13 protein-coding genes are annotated in these 15867 nt (G+C 70.3%); 3 read left to right on the top strand and 10 right to left on the bottom strand.

The genetic code is table 11. The features are described 5' to 3' along the window. Positions 1-186: 186 nt before the first annotated feature. Genes DEJ00_RS08005 through iolC form a run of 9 tightly spaced genes read right to left on the bottom strand, consistent with a single transcriptional unit; the run spans position 187 to position 10651 of the window. The gene (locus tag DEJ00_RS08005; RefSeq protein ID WP_111056973.1) at positions 187-1299 is read right to left on the bottom strand and encodes a transaldolase family protein; all 1113 of its coding nucleotides are present in this window, start codon (positions 1297-1299) and stop codon (positions 187-189) included. Beyond that, positions 1296-2165: a sugar phosphate isomerase/epimerase family protein gene (locus DEJ00_RS08000; protein ID WP_111056972.1), complete on the bottom strand. Its 870-nt coding sequence runs from the start codon at positions 2163-2165 to the stop codon at positions 1296-1298. The genes DEJ00_RS08005 and DEJ00_RS08000 overlap by 4 nt, the downstream gene beginning before the upstream one ends. A 3-nt stretch (positions 2166-2168) precedes the next feature. Next, a complete protein-coding gene (locus DEJ00_RS07995; protein ID WP_111056971.1) occupies positions 2169-3236 on the bottom strand; it encodes a Gfo/Idh/MocA family protein in 1068 nt (355 codons plus the stop codon). Positions 3237-3279: 43 nt separating this feature from the next. Continuing rightward, positions 3280-4233 carry a sugar phosphate isomerase/epimerase gene (locus DEJ00_RS07990; protein ID WP_017887103.1) on the bottom strand — a complete coding sequence of 318 codons (954 nt, stop codon included), beginning with the start codon at positions 4231-4233 and terminating at the stop codon, positions 3280-3282. 33 nt (positions 4234-4266) lie between these two features. Further along, the gene (iolD, locus tag DEJ00_RS07985; RefSeq protein WP_110864498.1) at positions 4267-6156 is read right to left on the bottom strand and encodes a 3D-(3,5/4)-trihydroxycyclohexane-1,2-dione acylhydrolase (decyclizing); all 1890 of its coding nucleotides are present in this window, start codon (positions 6154-6156) and stop codon (positions 4267-4269) included. A gap of 17 nt (positions 6157-6173) precedes the next feature. After that, entirely contained in the window at positions 6174-7097 is a 924-nt protein-coding gene (gene iolB / locus DEJ00_RS07980) for a 5-deoxy-glucuronate isomerase (protein WP_111056970.1), read from the bottom strand. An 8-nt stretch (positions 7098-7105) separates the two neighbouring features. Next, positions 7106-8617, bottom strand: coding sequence for a CoA-acylating methylmalonate-semialdehyde dehydrogenase (locus tag DEJ00_RS07975; RefSeq protein ID WP_027464521.1), 1512 nt, complete (start codon positions 8615-8617; stop codon positions 7106-7108). Further along, the gene (locus tag DEJ00_RS07970) at positions 8614-9603 is read right to left on the bottom strand and encodes a class I fructose-bisphosphate aldolase (protein ID WP_035807563.1); all 990 of its coding nucleotides are present in this window, start codon (positions 9601-9603) and stop codon (positions 8614-8616) included. The genes DEJ00_RS07975 and DEJ00_RS07970 overlap by 4 nt, the downstream gene beginning before the upstream one ends. After that, complete coding sequence (iolC, locus tag DEJ00_RS07965; protein ID WP_111056969.1) at positions 9596-10651, bottom strand: 5-dehydro-2-deoxygluconokinase; 1056 nt, start codon at positions 10649-10651, stop codon at positions 9596-9598. Before iolC ends, DEJ00_RS07970 begins: the two co-directional genes overlap by 8 nt. Positions 10652-10841: 190 nt before the next feature. Here iolC and DEJ00_RS07960 point away from each other — a divergent pair, with 190 nt between their 5' ends. After that, positions 10842-12104 (top strand): DNA recombination protein RmuC, encoded by a 1263-nt coding sequence (locus DEJ00_RS07960; RefSeq protein ID WP_111056968.1) that lies wholly within the window; start codon positions 10842-10844, stop codon positions 12102-12104. A 149-nt stretch (positions 12105-12253) separates the two neighbouring features. Here the strand turns inward: DEJ00_RS07960 and glpX are convergent, their stop codons facing one another. Beyond that, positions 12254-13243 (bottom strand): class II fructose-bisphosphatase, encoded by a 990-nt coding sequence (gene glpX, locus DEJ00_RS07955; RefSeq protein WP_017886722.1) that lies wholly within the window; start codon positions 13241-13243, stop codon positions 12254-12256. Between the two features lie 159 nt (positions 13244-13402). On the opposite strand from glpX, the gene fbaA reads away from it, so the two are divergent. Further along, positions 13403-14431, top strand: a complete 1029-nt coding sequence (gene fbaA / locus DEJ00_RS07950) for a class II fructose-bisphosphate aldolase (protein WP_110860683.1) — start codon at positions 13403-13405, stop codon at positions 14429-14431. 105 nt (positions 14432-14536) lie between these two features. After that, positions 14537-15796 (top strand): M18 family aminopeptidase, encoded by a 1260-nt coding sequence (locus DEJ00_RS07945; protein WP_111056967.1) that lies wholly within the window; start codon positions 14537-14539, stop codon positions 15794-15796. Positions 15797-15867 lie beyond the last annotated feature (71 nt).

Genomic DNA, 15867 nt, shown 5'->3' with positions numbered 1-15867 from the left:
TTGGAGCGCGACAACGAGCGTAGCCGATGCGGCGGACTTTGTCAGCACATGACGCAACCGCCTGGAGGCCCGGTGCCGGTCTTGGGGACCGGCACCGGGCCTCCAGGCTGGTGCGTCAGCGCGCGGGGCGCGACCCGTGGTTCGGACGGGTCGCGCCGCGCATCAGATCGCGTCGCAGATCGCGTTTCAGATCGCGGGGACGATGATGTCGCGGACCAGGGCGTCGAGCTTCGCGTCGGCGTCCAGGAACTGTCGGAGCGTCGTCACGGTCGCACCGAAGCGGTCGAACTCGTCGATCGTCATGCCGTCCACGTCGTAGCCGCGGGCGAACTCCGGCGTCGCGGCCCGGAGCGCCTCGATGACGTGCACGGGGACCTCGTCGTCGATGGCGTGCGGACGGAACGGGAACGCGTTGTCGTTGATGTCCTTCGTCCACTGGAACGGGGGCGACACCACCAGGTCCCCGCCCTGGAACTCCGACCACTGCAGTGCGTTGCGGAACGCGGCGACCAGCACGCGCGAGCGGAAGCCACGCTCCTGGAAGACGCGGTAGGCGTTCTTCACCGCGGCGACACCGGCCCACTCGAGGATGCCCGGGTCCACCATCACGTGGTCGCGCTTGACGACGGTCTTCAGCCAGTCGTCGAAGCGGCCGGCCATCAGGGTGACGACGTGGCCGAACTCCTGCTCCGGCAGGCCCTCGGCAGCACGCCGGTCGAGGGCGCGCTCGATGGCCTCGCCCACGGCGACGACCTGCGGCACGGTGAAGGACACCGTGGCGTTGATCGAGACCCCGCGGTAGGCGGCTTCCTCGATCGCGGCGATGCCGACCTTGGTGGCGGGGATCTTCACGATGATGTTCGGCGCGAGCTGCGAGAACCGGACGGCCTGCTCGACGAGCGCGTCGGCGTCGCGGTGGAACCGGGGGTCGGTCTGCATGGACAGTCGACCGTTCCGGCCGCCGGACGCCTCGAACGCGGGCAGCAGCTGCGCCGCGGCGGCGATGGAGAGCTCCTCGACGGCCTTCCAGCCGATCCAGGACTCCCCCGCTGTCGGTTGTTCCTCGGCGATCTCGCGGATGCGCGGGACCCAGGTCTCCGGGTCCTGCTGGATGCAGGTGTACGCGATCACGGGGTTGCAGGTCGCGCCGACGGCACCGTACTCGTGGATGGCGGTCGACAGTTCGCGCGGGTCGGCGGAGTCGTTCCACAGGGCGGTCGGTGTCTGCTCCGCGGCCTGCAGGGTGACGGGGCGGGAGTCGGCGTCGGTGGACGCCTGCGTCTCGAGGGTGGTGGTCATCGGTGGAGTCCCTTCGTGATCGTGTCGAGCTGGAACCGCGACACCGCGTCGGCGTTCTCGTCCTCGGCGAAGACGCTCGAGACCGCGACGGTGTCCTCGCGCGCCGAGAAACCGACCCGGTCGAGCGCCGCCCAGAAGGCGTCGAAGTCGACGTCCGCCTGGCCGACCGGCAGGTGCTGGTGCACCCGGACCGGGTTGCCGGGCGGGTTCGTGATGTAGCGCAGGCCGTGCGAGCGACGGTGGTCGTACGCGTCGGCGACGTGGACCAGCTGCAGCGAGTCGCCGGCGGCGTCGATGATCTCGTCCATGTTGCCGCCGTAGTGGAACGTGTGGCAGGCGACGTAGACGAAGCCGACGTGCTTCGAGTTCAGGCCGCGGATCACCCGGAGTGCCTCGAGGCCGTCCTCGACGAAGTCGTCGGGGTGCGGGTCGATGAGCACACGGATGCCGGCGTCCTCGATGATCGGCAGCAGTTCCTCCATCGACCGGTAGAACTGGTCCTCGGACTTCTCGGCACGCTCGGGGCGGCCGGAGAACTCCGTGTTGATGGTGTCCACGCCGAGGCGCTTCGTGATCTCGATGACCCGCTTCCACTTCCGGACCGCAGCCTGACGGGCGTCCTCGTCCGGGCCCGACCAGCGCAGCACGGGCAGCACGCTCGCCACCTGGACACCGGCGTCACGGCAGGCCGCGGCGAACGCGTCGACCAGGTCGTCGTCGGCCTTCGGGTGCCGGTAGAAGGGGATGAAGTCCTTGTGCGGCGTGAGCTGCAGGTACTCGTAGCCGAGCTCCGCGACCTTGCGCGGGAACTCGAGCAGCGACAGGTCGTGGTGGAACGGGGTCGGGTCGAGCGCGATCTTCGGCATCGATCAGGCCCCGGCGAGCGCGGCCGGTGCGGTCGCGTCGATCGTCTCGTCGTAGAACGCCGGCTTCGTGACCGCGTACTCGACCACTTCGTGCGCGCCGGACTGCTGGGCCCGGACGGCGACCTCAGCGACGACGGAGGCGGTGTAGCCGTCCCAGGCACTCGGCCCGTCGATGCCGCCGGTCCGGGCCGCGTCGACCCAGCGCTGGACCTCTTCGTCGTAGGCGGCGGCGAACCGCTCCTTGAACGACGGCGTGACGCCCTGCGAGGTCGCCCCGGCTGCGGCGAGCGAGAGCGAGGTGTCGCGGCCGATGTAGGCGACGCCGGACTCGAACACGGCGTCGGTGGTCACCTGGTAGCCGAACTGGGCGTTGACGTTGATCTCGACGATCGCCATGGTGCCGGACTCGGTGGTGAACAGGACGAACTGCGGCTCGGGCAGGTCGGCCGGCGCGAGGGAGTTCTTGCGCGGCTTCTTCACCTCGACGCTCGTGATCGCTTCGCCGGTCAGGAACGGGATGATGTCGATCTCGTGGATCACCGAGTCGTGGATGAGCATCGACTCGCTGAAGTTGGGCGGCGTCGTCGGGTTGCGGTGCGCGTGGTGCAGGGCGAGCAGGGCGCCGTTCGCCCCCGACTCGCGCAGCGCCTTGAGCTCCTGGTACCCGGAGTCGAACCGGCGCATGAAGCCGACCTGGATGACCGGTCGGGCGGCGTGCTGCTGCTCGAGCTCCACGATGCGCAGCGAGTCCTCGGCGCTGGTCGTCAGCGGCTTCTCGCACAGGACGGTGAGCCCGCGCTCGAGCGCCGTCACCAGGATCGGCTCGTGCAGGAAGCCCGGCGTCGCGATGATGACGGCGTCGATCTCGGTCCGCTCGAGCGCCTCGTCGAAGGACGCGGCGGTGATCGCGCCGGGCGCCAGGGCGGCTGCCGCAGCGGCACGGGCCTGGTCGGGCTCGACGACGGCGACGACGTCGGCGTTCGAGATCTTGGCGGTGATGCGGCGGACGTGGTCGGCGCCCATCATGCCGGCGCCGACGACGGCGACGCGGAGGTTCTGCGTGGTGGTCATGGTGGTGTTCTCCTGGGGTTGTTGACGCTGCCTGGACGGCGCGTCAGGAGGCGCGGGCGGCCGACGTCGAGCCGAAGATGTGCTGGAAGGTGCGCTCGGCGATCGGGCCGGGGGCGTCGACGGAGCAGCCGTACATGTCCTGCTCGACGATGCCGAAGACGTCCGGGTTGATCGCGGCGACGGCCTCGATGATCGGGGCGAGTTCCGGGGTGCCGTGCGGCGGCTCGGTCATGATGCCCTGCGACACGGCGGTCGCGAACGGCACGTCGTTCTTGAGCACGTCGAACAGCAGGTCGGTGTCGACCTGCTTGAGGTGCAGGTAGCCGATGCGCTCCGGGTGGGCGGCGATGAGCTTGAGGTTGTCGCCGCCGTAGTAGGCGAAGTGGCCGGTGTCGAGGCAGAGGTTGGTGTACTCGGGGTTCGTGACCTCGAGGAACCGCACGGTCTCCTTGTAGGTACCGACGTGGCTGTCCGCGTGGGTGTGGAACTGCTGGTGGACGCCGTACTCCTCGAGCAGCGCCTTGCCGAGCTGGTCGTGGCCCTTGCCGAGACGCTCCCACTGCTCGTCGGTGAGCGTGCGCGCCTCGAGCACCTCTTCGGTGGCGTCCGAGCGCCACAGGTCGGGGATCGTCACCAGGTGCTCGGCGCCGAGCTTCGCGGCCAGGCCGGCGACCGCGACGGCCTGGTCCCACGCACGCTGGAACTGGTCCTCGCCCTTGTGGAACCCGGTGAAGACCGTGCCCGCCGACAGCTTGAGCCCGCGGGACTCGAGCTCGTCGGACAGCTGGGACGGGTCGGTCGGCAGGTACCCGTACGGGCCGAGCTCGATCCACTCGTACCCGGCGGCGGACGCCTCGTCGAGGAAGCGCTGCCACGGCACCTGCTTCGGGTCGTCCGGGAACCAGACGCCCCACGAGTCCGGGGCGGTGCCGATGCGGATCGAGGCGGGCGCCGCGTCGGTGGCGGGGCTGCCGATGGGGGTGGCGGTGTCGGTCATGACGTCGCTGTCGCTTTCTGTCTCGTGAACGGTTCAGCCGAGCAGCGGACGCTGCGTGGCGACCTGCTGCTCGTACTCGGCGCGGGCGGCCTGGGTGCTGGGGAGGGTGGAGGTCTGCGCGACCGGCACGTCCCACCAGCCGTCGCCCTCGGGGGCGTAGACCAGCGGGTCGGAGTTGATGTGCACCAGGGTGGTGTGGTCGTTCGCCTTCGCCTGGCGCAGCGCGGCCTTCAGATCCTCGATGCTGTCCGGGCCGGGCTGCACCTCGATGACGTCGACGCCGTACGAGCGGGCGTTGGCGGCGAGGTCGACGGGCAGGGGCTCGCCGTTCTCGAACGACTCGGTCTCGTCGAGGTAGCGGTACTTCGTGCCGAAGCGCTCGGAGCCGACGGTCTCGGACAGGTGCCCGATCGACGCGTACCCGTGGTTCTGGATCAGCACGACGATGATCTTGATGCCCTCGGCCACGGCGGTGACGAGCTCGGTGTGCAGCATGAGGTAGCTGCCGTCACCGACCATCACGATCGCGTCGCGGTCCGGAGCCCCGCGGCGGACCCCGATGCCACCGGCGATCTCGTAGCCCATGCACGAGAACGCGTACTCGACGTGGTACCCGAGCTCGTCCCGCACCCGCCAGAGCTTGTGCAGGTCGCCGGGCAGCGAGCCCGCAGCCTGGATGACGACGTCGCGCGGGTCGGAGACCGACTGCACGGCCCCGATGATCTCGGGCTGGCCGGGCAGGTCTGCACCGGACGGGGCGAAGGCGCCGTCGACGGCGGCGTCCCACGCCGCCTTCAGCGAGGCGATCTCGGAGGCGTAGCCGGGCTCGACGACGTACGCCGTGTCCGACGTGAGCGACTCCGTCAGGGCGACCAGCGCCTCCCGGGCGTCCGCGATCAGCGGCAGCTGCGAACCGTGCTTGTAGGCGTCGAACGCGGCCACGTTGACGTTGACGAACGTGACGTCCGGGTTCTGGAACGCCGTGCGCGACGCCGTGGTGAAGTCGCTGTAGCGGGTGCCGATCCCGATGACGACGTCGGCCTGGGCGGCGATCGCGTTGGCCGCCGCGGTGCCCGTCGCGCCGATCCCGCCGAGGTACTGCGGGTGGTCCCAGACCAGGGATCCGCCACCGGCCTGCGACGTGCCGACCGGGATCCCGGTGGCCTCGACGAAGGCGCGGAGCTCGTCGGCGGCGTCGGAGTACAGCACCCCGCCACCGGCCACGATGACCGGACGCCGGCCGGCACGGATCGCGGCCACGGCACGCTCGAGCGGACCGCGCTCGGGCAGCGGGCGGCGGATGTGCCACTCCCGCGGCTGCAGGAACGCGACGGGGACGTCGAACTCCTCGGCCTGGACGTCCTCGGGCAGCGCGATCGTCACCGCACCGGTCTCGGCCGGGTCGGTCAGCACCCGCATCGCGGCGAGGGCGATCGAGAACAGCTGCTCCGGACGCTCCACACGGTCGAAGTAGCGCGACAGCGGACGGAAGGCGTCGGTGACCTGCAACGACGTGTCGTGCGGCAGCTCGATCTGCTGGAGCACCGGGTCCGTGGTGCGCGTGGCGAAGGTGTCCGACGGCAGCAGCAGTGCCGGCAGCCGGTTCGTGGTGGCGAGTGCCGCGGCGGTCAGCATGTTGGCGGCGCCCGGGCCGACCGACGCCGTCGACGCGTAGGTCGCGCGGCGGCGGTGCATGCGAGCGAAGCCGACGGCCTCGTGCACCATCGCCTGCTCGTTGCGGGCCTGGTGGTACGGCAGCAGACCGGGCTGCTCGACGTGGAGCTGCTTGATGGCCTGACCGACCCCGGCGACGTTGCCGTGCCCGAAGATGCCGAAGATCCCCGGGATGGTGCGTTCGCGGACGTCGCCGTCGACGGTCCACTGGTTGGCCAGGAACTCGACGAGTGCCTGGCCGACCGTCATCTTCCGCGTGGTGGTGGTCACGCCTGCTTCCTTTCGTAGGGCAGTCGCGGGTCGATCGATTCCGATGCCCACGCCTGCCGGACCCACCCGTGGGCGGGGTCGTCGGTGATGTTCCAGACGCGCTCCGGGTCGGGCCCGGCCATCACGTTCAGGTAGTACATGTCGTAGCCCGGAGCGGCGACCGCCGGACCGTGCCAGCCGTACGGCACCAGGGCGACGTCGCCGGTCCGGACCTGCCGGAACTCGTCGATGGCGCGGTCGTCCGAGGCGTACGTGCGGTGCAGGGCGAACGGGTCGGCGGCCTCGGCCGCGATCGACTCGAGCCCACGGGACACCGCGGCCTCGTAGTAGTAGATCTCCTCGAGGTTCGACTCTGACCCGGGCACGTTCGTGTCGTGCTTGTGGGGAGGGTACGACGACCAGTTGCCGGCCGGCGTGATCACTTCGCACACGATGAACTTGACGGCGTCGAGCGCCGCCGGGGTGCCGAAGTTGTGCACCTGACGGCTCGACTGCCCGGCGCCGCGGAGCTCCACCGGCACGTCCGGCCGGGCCAGGTAGGTGGTCGGCTTGACGGTGTCGGTGGGCGCCTCGGCGACGGCGAACCGGCCGCTGCCGGTGATGGTGGCCGCGGAGCCCGAGCCCAGGTACAGGACGTCGGTGGGGCCGTCGAAGACGCTCCCCCGACCCTGCAGGGTCTGCTCGCCGTCACCGGCAGCGCCCGAGTGGGTCACGTGGAACGACCCGGCGAGCGGCACGACGATGCGCTCCACGGCGTCGGCCGGGAGGCGCAGCTCGCCCCCGTCGGTCAGCGCGCCGGTCCGGAGCCCGGTGTGCGCCCACCCCTCGATGCGGCCGTCGACCACGTCGGTCCAGCCTGCCTCGGGCCGGGAGCCCGCCGGGATGAACCACTGGTCGTGCTGGTGCTGTTCGTTCGCCATGCTGCGGGTCAGTTGTTCGACGGGAAGCCGAGGTTGATGCCGCCGTGCGACGGGTCGAGCCACCGGCTCGTGATCGCCTTCTGACGGGTGAAGAAGCTCACGCCGTCGGCACCGTACGCCTTGTGGTCGCCGAACAGCGAGTTCTTCCATCCGCCGAACGAGTAGTAGGCGACAGGCACCGGGATCGGGACGTTGATGCCGATCATGCCGACCTGCACATCGCGCTGGAACCGTCGGGCGGCGCCACCGTCGTTCGTGAAGATGGCGGTGCCGTTGCCGTACGCGCCGGAGTTGATGAGCTCGAGGCCCTCTTCGTAGGTGGCGACCCGCACGACGCTCAGCACCGGACCGAAGATCTCCTCGGTGTAGACGCGGCTGGTGGTGGGCACCTGGTCGATCAGCGTCGGACCCAGCCAGAAGCCGTTCTCGTCGCCGTCGGGTCGGACGGTGCGGCCGTCCACCACAACCACCGCACCGTCCTGCTCTGCGACCTCGATGTACGAGGCGACCTTGTCACGGTGCTGCTTCGTGACGAGCGGCCCCATGTCGCACCCGCGACGACCGTCGCCGATGCGCAGGGTCGCCGCGCGGTCCTTGATCTTCTGGATGAGCTCGTCCGCCACCGGCTCGACGGCGACGACGACCGAGATCGCCATGCAGCGTTCACCGGCCGAACCGAAGCCGGCGTTGATCGCGTTGTCGGCGACCAGGTCGAGGTCGGCGTCGGGCAGGACCAGCATGTGGTTCTTCGCGCCGCCGAGGGCCTGCACGCGCTTGCCGTGCTTCGTGCCGGTCTCGTAGACGTACTGCGCGATGGGCGTGGAGCCGACGAACGAGATCGACTCGACGTCGTCGCTGGTGAGCAGGCCGTCGACGGACAGCTTGTCGCCGTTGAGCACGTTGAAGACGCCGTCGGGCAGCCCGGCCTCCTTGAACTTCTCGGCGAGCCAGATGGCGGCCGACGGGTCCTTCTCGCTCGGCTTCAGCACGACGGTGTTGCCCGCGGCGATCGCGATCGGCAGGAACCAGAGCGGCACCATCGCCGGGAAGTTGAAGGGGCTGATGATGCCCACGACGCCGAGCGGCTGGCGGATCGAGTAGACGTCGATGCCGGTCGAGACCTGGTCGGAGAACTCGCCCTTCATCAGGCTCGGGATGTTGGTGGCGAGCTCCACGACCTCTTGCCCACGGGCGATCTCACCCAGGGCGTCGTCGATGACCTTGCCGTGCTCGCTCGTGATGATCTCGGCCAGCTCGGCCTTGTCGCGGTTCAGGATCTCGCGGAACGAGAACAGGATCGCCTGGCGCTTGGCCAGTGACAGGTTGCTCCAGCCGGGGAACGCCGCCTTGGCGCTGCCGATGGCCGCCTGGATCTCGGACTCGTCGGCCAGCGCGACCTGCTTGGTCGCGACGCCGAGCGCCGGGTCGTACACGGGGGCGGTGTTGCCCGACGCGGATTCGACGCGCTTGCCGTCGATCCAGTGCCCGACGGTGGTGGTGGTCGTGTCGGTGAGCGTCATGCGTTGCTTCCTTCCGAGATGGACGAGTCCATGGTGGTGGCGCCCGCGAGCCGAGCGGCTGGGTCGTGGGCATCTGTGGAGAACCCGCCCCGGGCCTCCTGGCTGTGGACGAGACCGGCGGCGACGTCCACGGCGGCGGCGACGTCGCCGTCCGAGGGGTAGAGCAGGGTGCGTCCGACGACCAGGCCGCGGACGCCGGGCAGGGCCAGGGCGTCAGCCCACTTGGCGTACGTCTCCAGCGGCCGCGAAGCCGGGTCGCCGCCGAGCAGCAGCGTCGGCAGCGTCGTCGCGGCCATCACGCGCTCCATGTCGTCGACGACGGGGATCTTGAGCCAGCTGTAGGCGCTGGACTCGCCGAGTCCCGCGGCGATCGCCATCGAGGTGATCACGGCGTCGGCCGACAGGTCGTTGACGACCCGGCCGTCCCGCCACTCGGACATGAACGGCTCGAGCATGATCGGCAGCTGGAGCGCCGCGGCCTCGCTGACGGCGCGGGCCGTGGCCTCGAGCGTCGGCGCGGTGCCCGAGTCCTCCAGGGCGATGCGCACCAGCAGCTTGGCGAAGTCGAGCCCGGAGTCCTTGATCGCCTGCGCCGAGTACGCCGTGTACCGGTCGTCCATCTCGAACGTCGCGCCGCGCAGTCCGCCGCGGTTCATCGACCCGACGACGACCTTGCCGTCGAGGGCGCCGAGCAGCGCGAGGTCCTCGAGGATGTCGGGGGTACCGAGCACCCCGTCGACCCCCGGACGGCCGAGGGCCGTGACGAGCCGCTCGAGCAGGTCGTAGCGGTCCGCCATCGCGGACTCGTCGTCGCGCACCGCCAGGGCACCGCGTGCGGGGTGGTCGGCGGCGACGATGAAGAGCTTGCCGTCGTCGGCGAGCAGGGAGCGCTTGCGGCGGGCGTCGAGCGTGGCACGCACCAGGTCGGGCTGGCCGGCACGGATGTCGCGGAGGCGCTGGAAGTCAGCGGGGCTGAGCTCAGGCATGGGTCTTCTCCTCGGTGTTCGTCTCACCCGTGTACGTCTCACCCGTGTACGTCTCACCCGTGTGGTTCGTGCCCTCGGCCGGGTTGTCGGTCAGGAACTGCTCGATCTCGTCGCTCGTCGGCATCGCCGTCGAGCACTCGAACCGCGTCGCGACGATCGCGCCGGCTGCGTTGCAGAAGGCCAGGATCCGCTCGAGGCTCCAGCCCTGCAGCAGTCCGTGGGTCAGCGCGCCGCCGAAGCCGTCGCCCGAGCCGAGCCCGTTCACGACGTCGATGTGGTGCGGACGGAACTCGACGAACTCGTCGCGGGTCTTCGCCAGCACGCCCTTCGGCCCCTGCTTGACGATCGCGATCTCGACACCGCGGTCGAGCAGGGCGTCGGCGGCGCGGACCGGATCGGTCTCCCCCACCGCGACCTCGCACTCCTCACGGTTGCCGACGGCGACGGTGGCGTGCTCGAGGGCGATCGCGACCTCGCGCGTCGCGGCCTCGGGGCTCGACCAGAACATCGACCGGTAGTCCAGGTCCAAGACGGTGTGGGTCTTCGTGCTGTTCCGCGCGGCGGACCGGGCTTCGTACGCCACGTGGTGCGCCTGTCGGCTCGGCTCCTCGCTGAGGCCGGTCACCGTGGTCCAGAAGATCTTCGCGCGCTCGATCTCGTGCAGCGGCAGGGACTTCGCCGTGATCATCAGGTCCGGCGCCTTCGGGGCCCGGTAGAAGTAGAGCGGGAAGTCGTCCGGCGGGAAGATCTCGCAGAAGGCGACGGGGGTGTTCAGCCCCTCGACCGTCTCGACGAAGGCGTTCGCGACGCCGTACTCGGGCAGCGTGCGGGCGATGTACCGGCCGAAGGGGTCGTTGCCCGTCCGGGTGATGACCGCGGCGTCCGCGCCGTGGCGAGCAGCGGCGATGGCGACGTTCGTGGCGCTGCCGCCGACGGACTTCGAGAAGGTCGAGACGTCCTCGAGGGGGCCGGTCTGCTGCGGGTAGATGTCGACGCTGACGCGTCCCATCGTGATCACGTCGTAGGCGTGGGGAGCTTGGTTCGTCATGCGACGCGGTGGACCTTCCGTGCGGCTTCATCGGCGGACGATCACGACTGTACACCCTGTTTGCCCTAATGTCATGACATGGATTCCGAGGTGGGTCACGCGGGTCGCGTGGCGCCGGTCGGGCCGGTTCTGCAGGGCGCGTCGGTGTGCCGGGAGGCGCGGTGTCGGTGGGTTCTGCCAGGGTCGCGACATGCAGATCCTCGCCCTGGTCATCGGTCTCGTGATCGGCATCGCCGTCGGTGCGGTCGTCGCCTGGTCGCTCGCCCGCTCGCGCGCAGGCGTCGACGCCGCGTCGGCCCGCGCGACGGCCGAGGCCCTGCGCGGCCAGCTCGAGGCGGTGCGGCGCGACGCCGAGGAACGCCTCGACGCCCAGGACACGCAGTACCGCCGCCAGGTCGACTCGCTCGAACGGCGCTCCGCCGAACTCGAGCACCTGGTGCAGCGCATGCACGGCGTCGACGCGGCGCGCAACCAGAACGAGTCGAAGGTGCTCTCCGCGCTCAGTCCCGTGGCGCAGACGCTCGACGTGATGCGCACGAAGATCGCCGAGCTCGAACAATCGCGGAGCGAGCAGTACGGCGCGCTGTCGGCGCAGCTCCGGTCGGCCGCCGAGTCCGAAGAGCGCCTGCGCGCCACCGCCGACACCCTGGCCAGCGCCCTGTCGTCGAACAGCACGCGCGGCGTCTGGGGCGAGACGCAGCTGCGCAACGTGGTCGAGGCCGCCGGGCTGCTCGAACGGGTCGACTTCGACGTGCAGTCCTCCGTCACCACCGCGGTCGGCTCCGCCCGGCCGGACATGGTCGTGCACCTGCCCGGCGGCAAGACCATCGCCGTCGACGCCAAGGTGCCGTTCAGCGCCTACCTGCAGGCCGCCGAGATCCCGGCGACCGCCACCGGCGCCGAGGCAGCACGACGCGACCAGCTCATCGCCCAGCACGTCAAGGCGCTCCGCGCGCACGTCGACGCCCTCGCCGCACGGGAGTACTGGACCGGCTACGACGCCTCACCCGAGCTCACCGTCGCCTTCATCCCGTCCGAGTCGCTCATCTCGAGCGCCCTCGCCGCCGACCCCGGGCTGCTCGACCACGCCTTCCGCAAGCGCATCGCCCTCGCCTCACCCGTGACCCTGTGGTCCGTGCTCAAGACCGTGGCGTTCTCGTGGCAGCAGGACGTCGTGTCGCAAGAGGCGCACGAGCTCTTCAAGGTCTCCCGCGAGCTCTACGGCCGGCTGTCCACGATGGCCGGGCACGTCGACAAGCTCGGCCGCTCGATCCGGGGCTCGGTCGTCGACTACAACCGCTTCGTCGGGTCCCTCGAACGCCAGGTGCTGCCGAGCGCCCGTCGGCTGTCGCTGCTCGATGAGTCGAAGGTCATCGCGGACCCGTCCTCGATCGAGGACGAGCCGCGGCTGCTCACGGCACCGGAGCTCGTCGGCGCCGTCGACGAGGACTGACGGCGCAGCGCAACGCAACGCACGGCGCAGCGCCGCACCGGACCGGACCGGACCGGACAACGGAAACCCGTCCGAACCACGGGATCGCGTGGTTCGGACGGGTTGCAGTGGTTCAGCGCAGATCCGCGCCGATCAGGACCGCGTGCGGATCAGAACCACTTCTCCGCACGGTGGTCCGCCTGGATGCGGCGGATCGTGTTCGAGCGCGAGCGGAGCACGAGCGAGTCGGTGTGGATGACGCCGCGCGAACGACGCACACCGTCGACCAGGACGCCGTCGGTGACGCCGGTGGCGACGAAGAAGGTGTTGTCCCCCGTGACCAGGTCGTCCTGGTCGAGGACCTTGTCCAGGTCGTGGCCGGCGGCGATGGCGCGCTCGCGCTCCTCGTCGTCCTTCGGCTGGAGCTTGCCGAGGATCACGCCGCCGAGCGCCTTGATCGCGCACGCCGTGATGATGCCCTCGGGGGTGCCGCCGACACCGACGCACATGTCGATCGTCGAGCCGGGCAGGGCCGCGGCGATGCCACCGGCGACGTCACCGTCGAGCAGCAGTCGCGTGCCGGCACCGGTCGCGCGGATGGCGCGGATCAGCTCGTCGTGGCGCGGACGGTCGAGCACGGCGACGACCATGTCCTCGAGGTCCTTGCCCTTGGCCTTCGCCAGCGCGCGGATGTTGTCACCGATCGGCTTCTCGAGGTCCAGGACACCGCGACCTTCGGGGCCGGCGGCGATCTTGTCCATGTAGAAGACGGCGGAGGGGTCGTACATCGAGCCGCGGTCCGAGACGGCCATCACGGAGATGGCGTTCTGGCGGCCGGCGGCGGTGAGCGAGGTGCCGTCGATCGGGTCGACCGCGATGTCGCAGGCCGGACCGTGACCGTTGCCGACGTGCTCGCCGTTGTAGAGCATCGGGGCGTTGTCCTTCTCGCCCTCACCGATGACGACGACGCCGTCGAAGTTCACCGTGCCGAGGAACTTGCGCATCGCGTCGACCGCGGCGCCGTCGGCGAGGTTCTTCTCACCACGCCCGACCCACGGCTGCGCACGGATCGCGGCGGCCTCCGTCGCACGCACGAGCTCGAGGGCGAGGTTGCGGTCGGGCTGGAGGAACAGGGAGCCGGTTTCCGTAGTGGGAGTCACGACCCGAGCCTACCGACCGGCGGCCGACCCGCGGTCCGGACACCGGGCCCGTGCACGCATGTGCACGCCGGACGCGAGCCGACCGCGTAACCCGGACCGCGCCTCCAGAGCTTCTGACTACGATCGGCGGGGACATCACCGAAGTCGAAGGAGATCCACGTGCCCATCGCAACGCCGGAACAGTACGCCGAGATGATCGAACGCGCGAAGGCGGGCAAGTTCGCGTACCCCGCGGTCAACGTCTCCTCCTCGCAGACCATCAACGCGGTCCTCCAGGGCCTGCAGGAGGCCGGTTCCGACGGCATCCTCCAGGTCACGACGGGCGGTGCCGACTACTTCGCCGGCCACACCATCAAGAACCGCGCAGCTGGTGCCCTCGCGATGGCGAAGTTCGCCCACGAGGTCGCCAAGAACTACGACATCACGGTCGCGCTGCACACCGACCACTGCCCGAAGGACGCCCTCGACGGCTTCGTCCTGCCGCTCATCGCGGCGAGCGAGGAAGAGGTCCGGCAGGGTCGCAACCCGATCTTCCAGTCGCACATGTGGGACGGTTCGGCCGTGCCGCTCGACGAGAACATCGAGATCGCGAAGACCATGATCGAGAAGACGCGGAACATCAACGCGATCCTCGAGGTCGAGATCGGTGTCGTCGGCGGCGAAGAGGACGGCGTCCAGCACGAGGGCACGAACGACGCGCTCTACACCACCCCGAACGACGTCGAGAAGGTCGTCGACGCGCTCGGCCTGGGCGACAAGGGCCGCTGGATCGCGGCGCTCACCTTCGGCAACGTGCACGGCGTCTACAAGCCGGGCAACGTCAAGCTCCGCCCCGAGCTCCTCGGCGAGATCCAGGCGTCGGTCGCCTCGAAGCACGGCACGGGCGAGAACCCCCTCGACCTCGTGTTCCACGGTGGCTCCGGTTCGACCGACGACGAGATCCACGAGGCCGTCCGCAACGGCGTCATCAAGATGAACATCGACACGGACACGCAGTACGCGTTCACCCGCTCGATCGCGGACTCGATGTTCCGCAACTACGAGGGCGTCCTGAAGATCGACGGCGAGGTCGGCAACAAGAAGCAGTACGACCCCCGCGCCTGGGGCAAGGTCGCCGAGACCGCCATGGCGGCCCGCGTCGTCGAGGCTGCGAAGGTCCTCGGCTCGGCCGGTCACGCCAAGGGCTGAGCAGGTCCGTCCGGTCGGGTCCACCGGCCTGGAGGAACGGGGTGCGTCCGACGGACGCGCCCCGTTCTGCGTCGGGTCGCCTCCACCGCGTGCCACGATGGGCGGGTGACCGTCGACGCCATCGCCTCCGAGTTCGCCCAGTTCGTCACCGAGTCGCCCACCGCGTTCCACGCGGCGGCGGCGACCCGTGACCGTCTCGTCGCTGCCGGGTTCACCGAGCTGTCCGAGCTCGACGCCTGGCCGACCGAGGCCGGTGCGTACGTGGTGGTCCGCGACGGCGCCGTCATCGCGTGGCGCCTGCCCGACGGTGCCGGCCCGACGACGCCGTTCCGGATCCTCGGCGCCCACACCGACTCCCCCGGCTTCCGCGTGAAGCCGAACCCCGGCGTGCGCACCGGGGGCTGGGAGCAGCTGGGCGTCGAGGTCTACGGCGGCGCGCTCCTGTCGACCTGGTTCGACCGCGACCTGCGGATCGCCGGCCGGGTCGTCGACACCGACGGCATCGTGCGGCTCGTCAGCACCGACGCCGTCGCCCGGATCCCCAACCTGGCGATCCACCTGGACCGTGGGGTCAACGACGGCAAGGAGATCGACCGCCAGCGCCACACCCTGCCGATCGTCGGGGTCGACGGCGACGCCGGTGGGACCTCTGTCGTGGAGTGGCTGCTCGCCCGGCTCGGCGAGGGCGCCGTGTCGTGGGACCTGTTCCTCGCCGACACCCAGGCACCGGCCCGGATCGGCATCGAGCGGGAGTTCCTGGCGTCCGGCCGGATGGACAACCTGACGAGCGTGCACGCCGGACTCCGGGGCATCGTGGACGCTCCGACCGACGGCGACCACATCCCGGTGTTCGCGGCGTTCGACCACGAGGAGATCGGGTCGTCGACGCCGTCCGGTGCCGGTGGTCCGTTCCTCGAGGACGTCCTCGGCCGTGTGCAGGAGGGCCTCGGCGCCACCCGCTCCGAGGCCGCACGGGCGTTCCGTGCGTCGTGGTTGCTGTCGAGCGATGCCGGGCACCTGGTGCACCCGAACCAGCCGGAGAAGCACGACCCGACGAACCGTCCGCGCCCCGGAGCCGGACCGCTGCTGAAGATCAGCGCGAACCAGCGCTACATGACCGAGGCGAAGGGCGAGGCCGTCTGGGCGGCGGCGTGCGAGACCGCCGGTGTGCCGTGGCAGCCGTTCGTGAACGTGAACACGATCCCCGGCGGCTCGACCATCGGCCCGATCGCGGCGACCCGGCTCGGGATCCCGACGATCGACATCGGCGTCGGGCTGCTGTCGATGCACTCGATCCGGGAGCTCGTGCACGTCGACGACCTGGCTGCCCTGCACGGAGCGGTCGCCGCCTTCCTGGCCGGCTGACCTCCGGGCGGCCACGGCTGGCCGGGGTGGTCGCGACTCCCCGGGTGCCCAGGGCCGAGAGGTCACGAACT

Origin of the sequence: Curtobacterium sp. MCLR17_039 (genome assembly GCF_003234745.1) — a bacterium.
Classification (GTDB): Bacteria; Actinomycetota; Actinomycetes; order Actinomycetales; family Microbacteriaceae; genus Curtobacterium; species Curtobacterium flaccumfaciens.
The sequence above is the reverse complement of the archived record's forward strand: the minus strand, read 5'-3'. Positions and strand labels throughout refer to the sequence as shown.

Excerpts from the sequence above, each read along its gene's own strand:
- iolB (WP_111056970.1), bottom strand. The coding sequence starts at position 7,097 with ATGGCGAACGAACAGCACCAGCACGACCAGTGGTTCATCCCGGCGGGC.
- iolD (WP_110864498.1), bottom strand. The coding sequence starts at position 6,156 with ATGACGGTCGGCCAGGCACTCGTCGAGTTCCTGGCCAACCAGTGGACC.
- DEJ00_RS07995 (WP_111056971.1), bottom strand. The coding sequence starts at position 3,236 with ATGACCACCACGCAGAACCTCCGCGTCGCCGTCGTCGGCGCCGGCATG.
- DEJ00_RS08000 (WP_111056972.1), bottom strand. The coding sequence starts at position 2,165 with ATGCCGAAGATCGCGCTCGACCCGACCCCGTTCCACCACGACCTGTCG.
- DEJ00_RS07970 (WP_035807563.1), bottom strand. The coding sequence starts at position 9,603 with ATGCCTGAGCTCAGCCCCGCTGACTTCCAGCGCCTCCGCGACATCCGT.
- DEJ00_RS07990 (WP_017887103.1), bottom strand. The coding sequence starts at position 4,233 with ATGACCGACACCGCCACCCCCATCGGCAGCCCCGCCACCGACGCGGCG.
- DEJ00_RS08005 (WP_111056973.1), bottom strand. The coding sequence starts at position 1,299 with ATGACCACCACCCTCGAGACGCAGGCGTCCACCGACGCCGACTCCCGC.
- DEJ00_RS07960 (WP_111056968.1), top strand. The coding sequence starts at position 10,842 with ATGCAGATCCTCGCCCTGGTCATCGGTCTCGTGATCGGCATCGCCGTC.
- DEJ00_RS07975 (WP_027464521.1), bottom strand. The coding sequence starts at position 8,617 with ATGACGCTCACCGACACGACCACCACCACCGTCGGGCACTGGATCGAC.
- iolC (WP_111056969.1), bottom strand. The coding sequence starts at position 10,651 with ATGACGAACCAAGCTCCCCACGCCTACGACGTGATCACGATGGGACGC.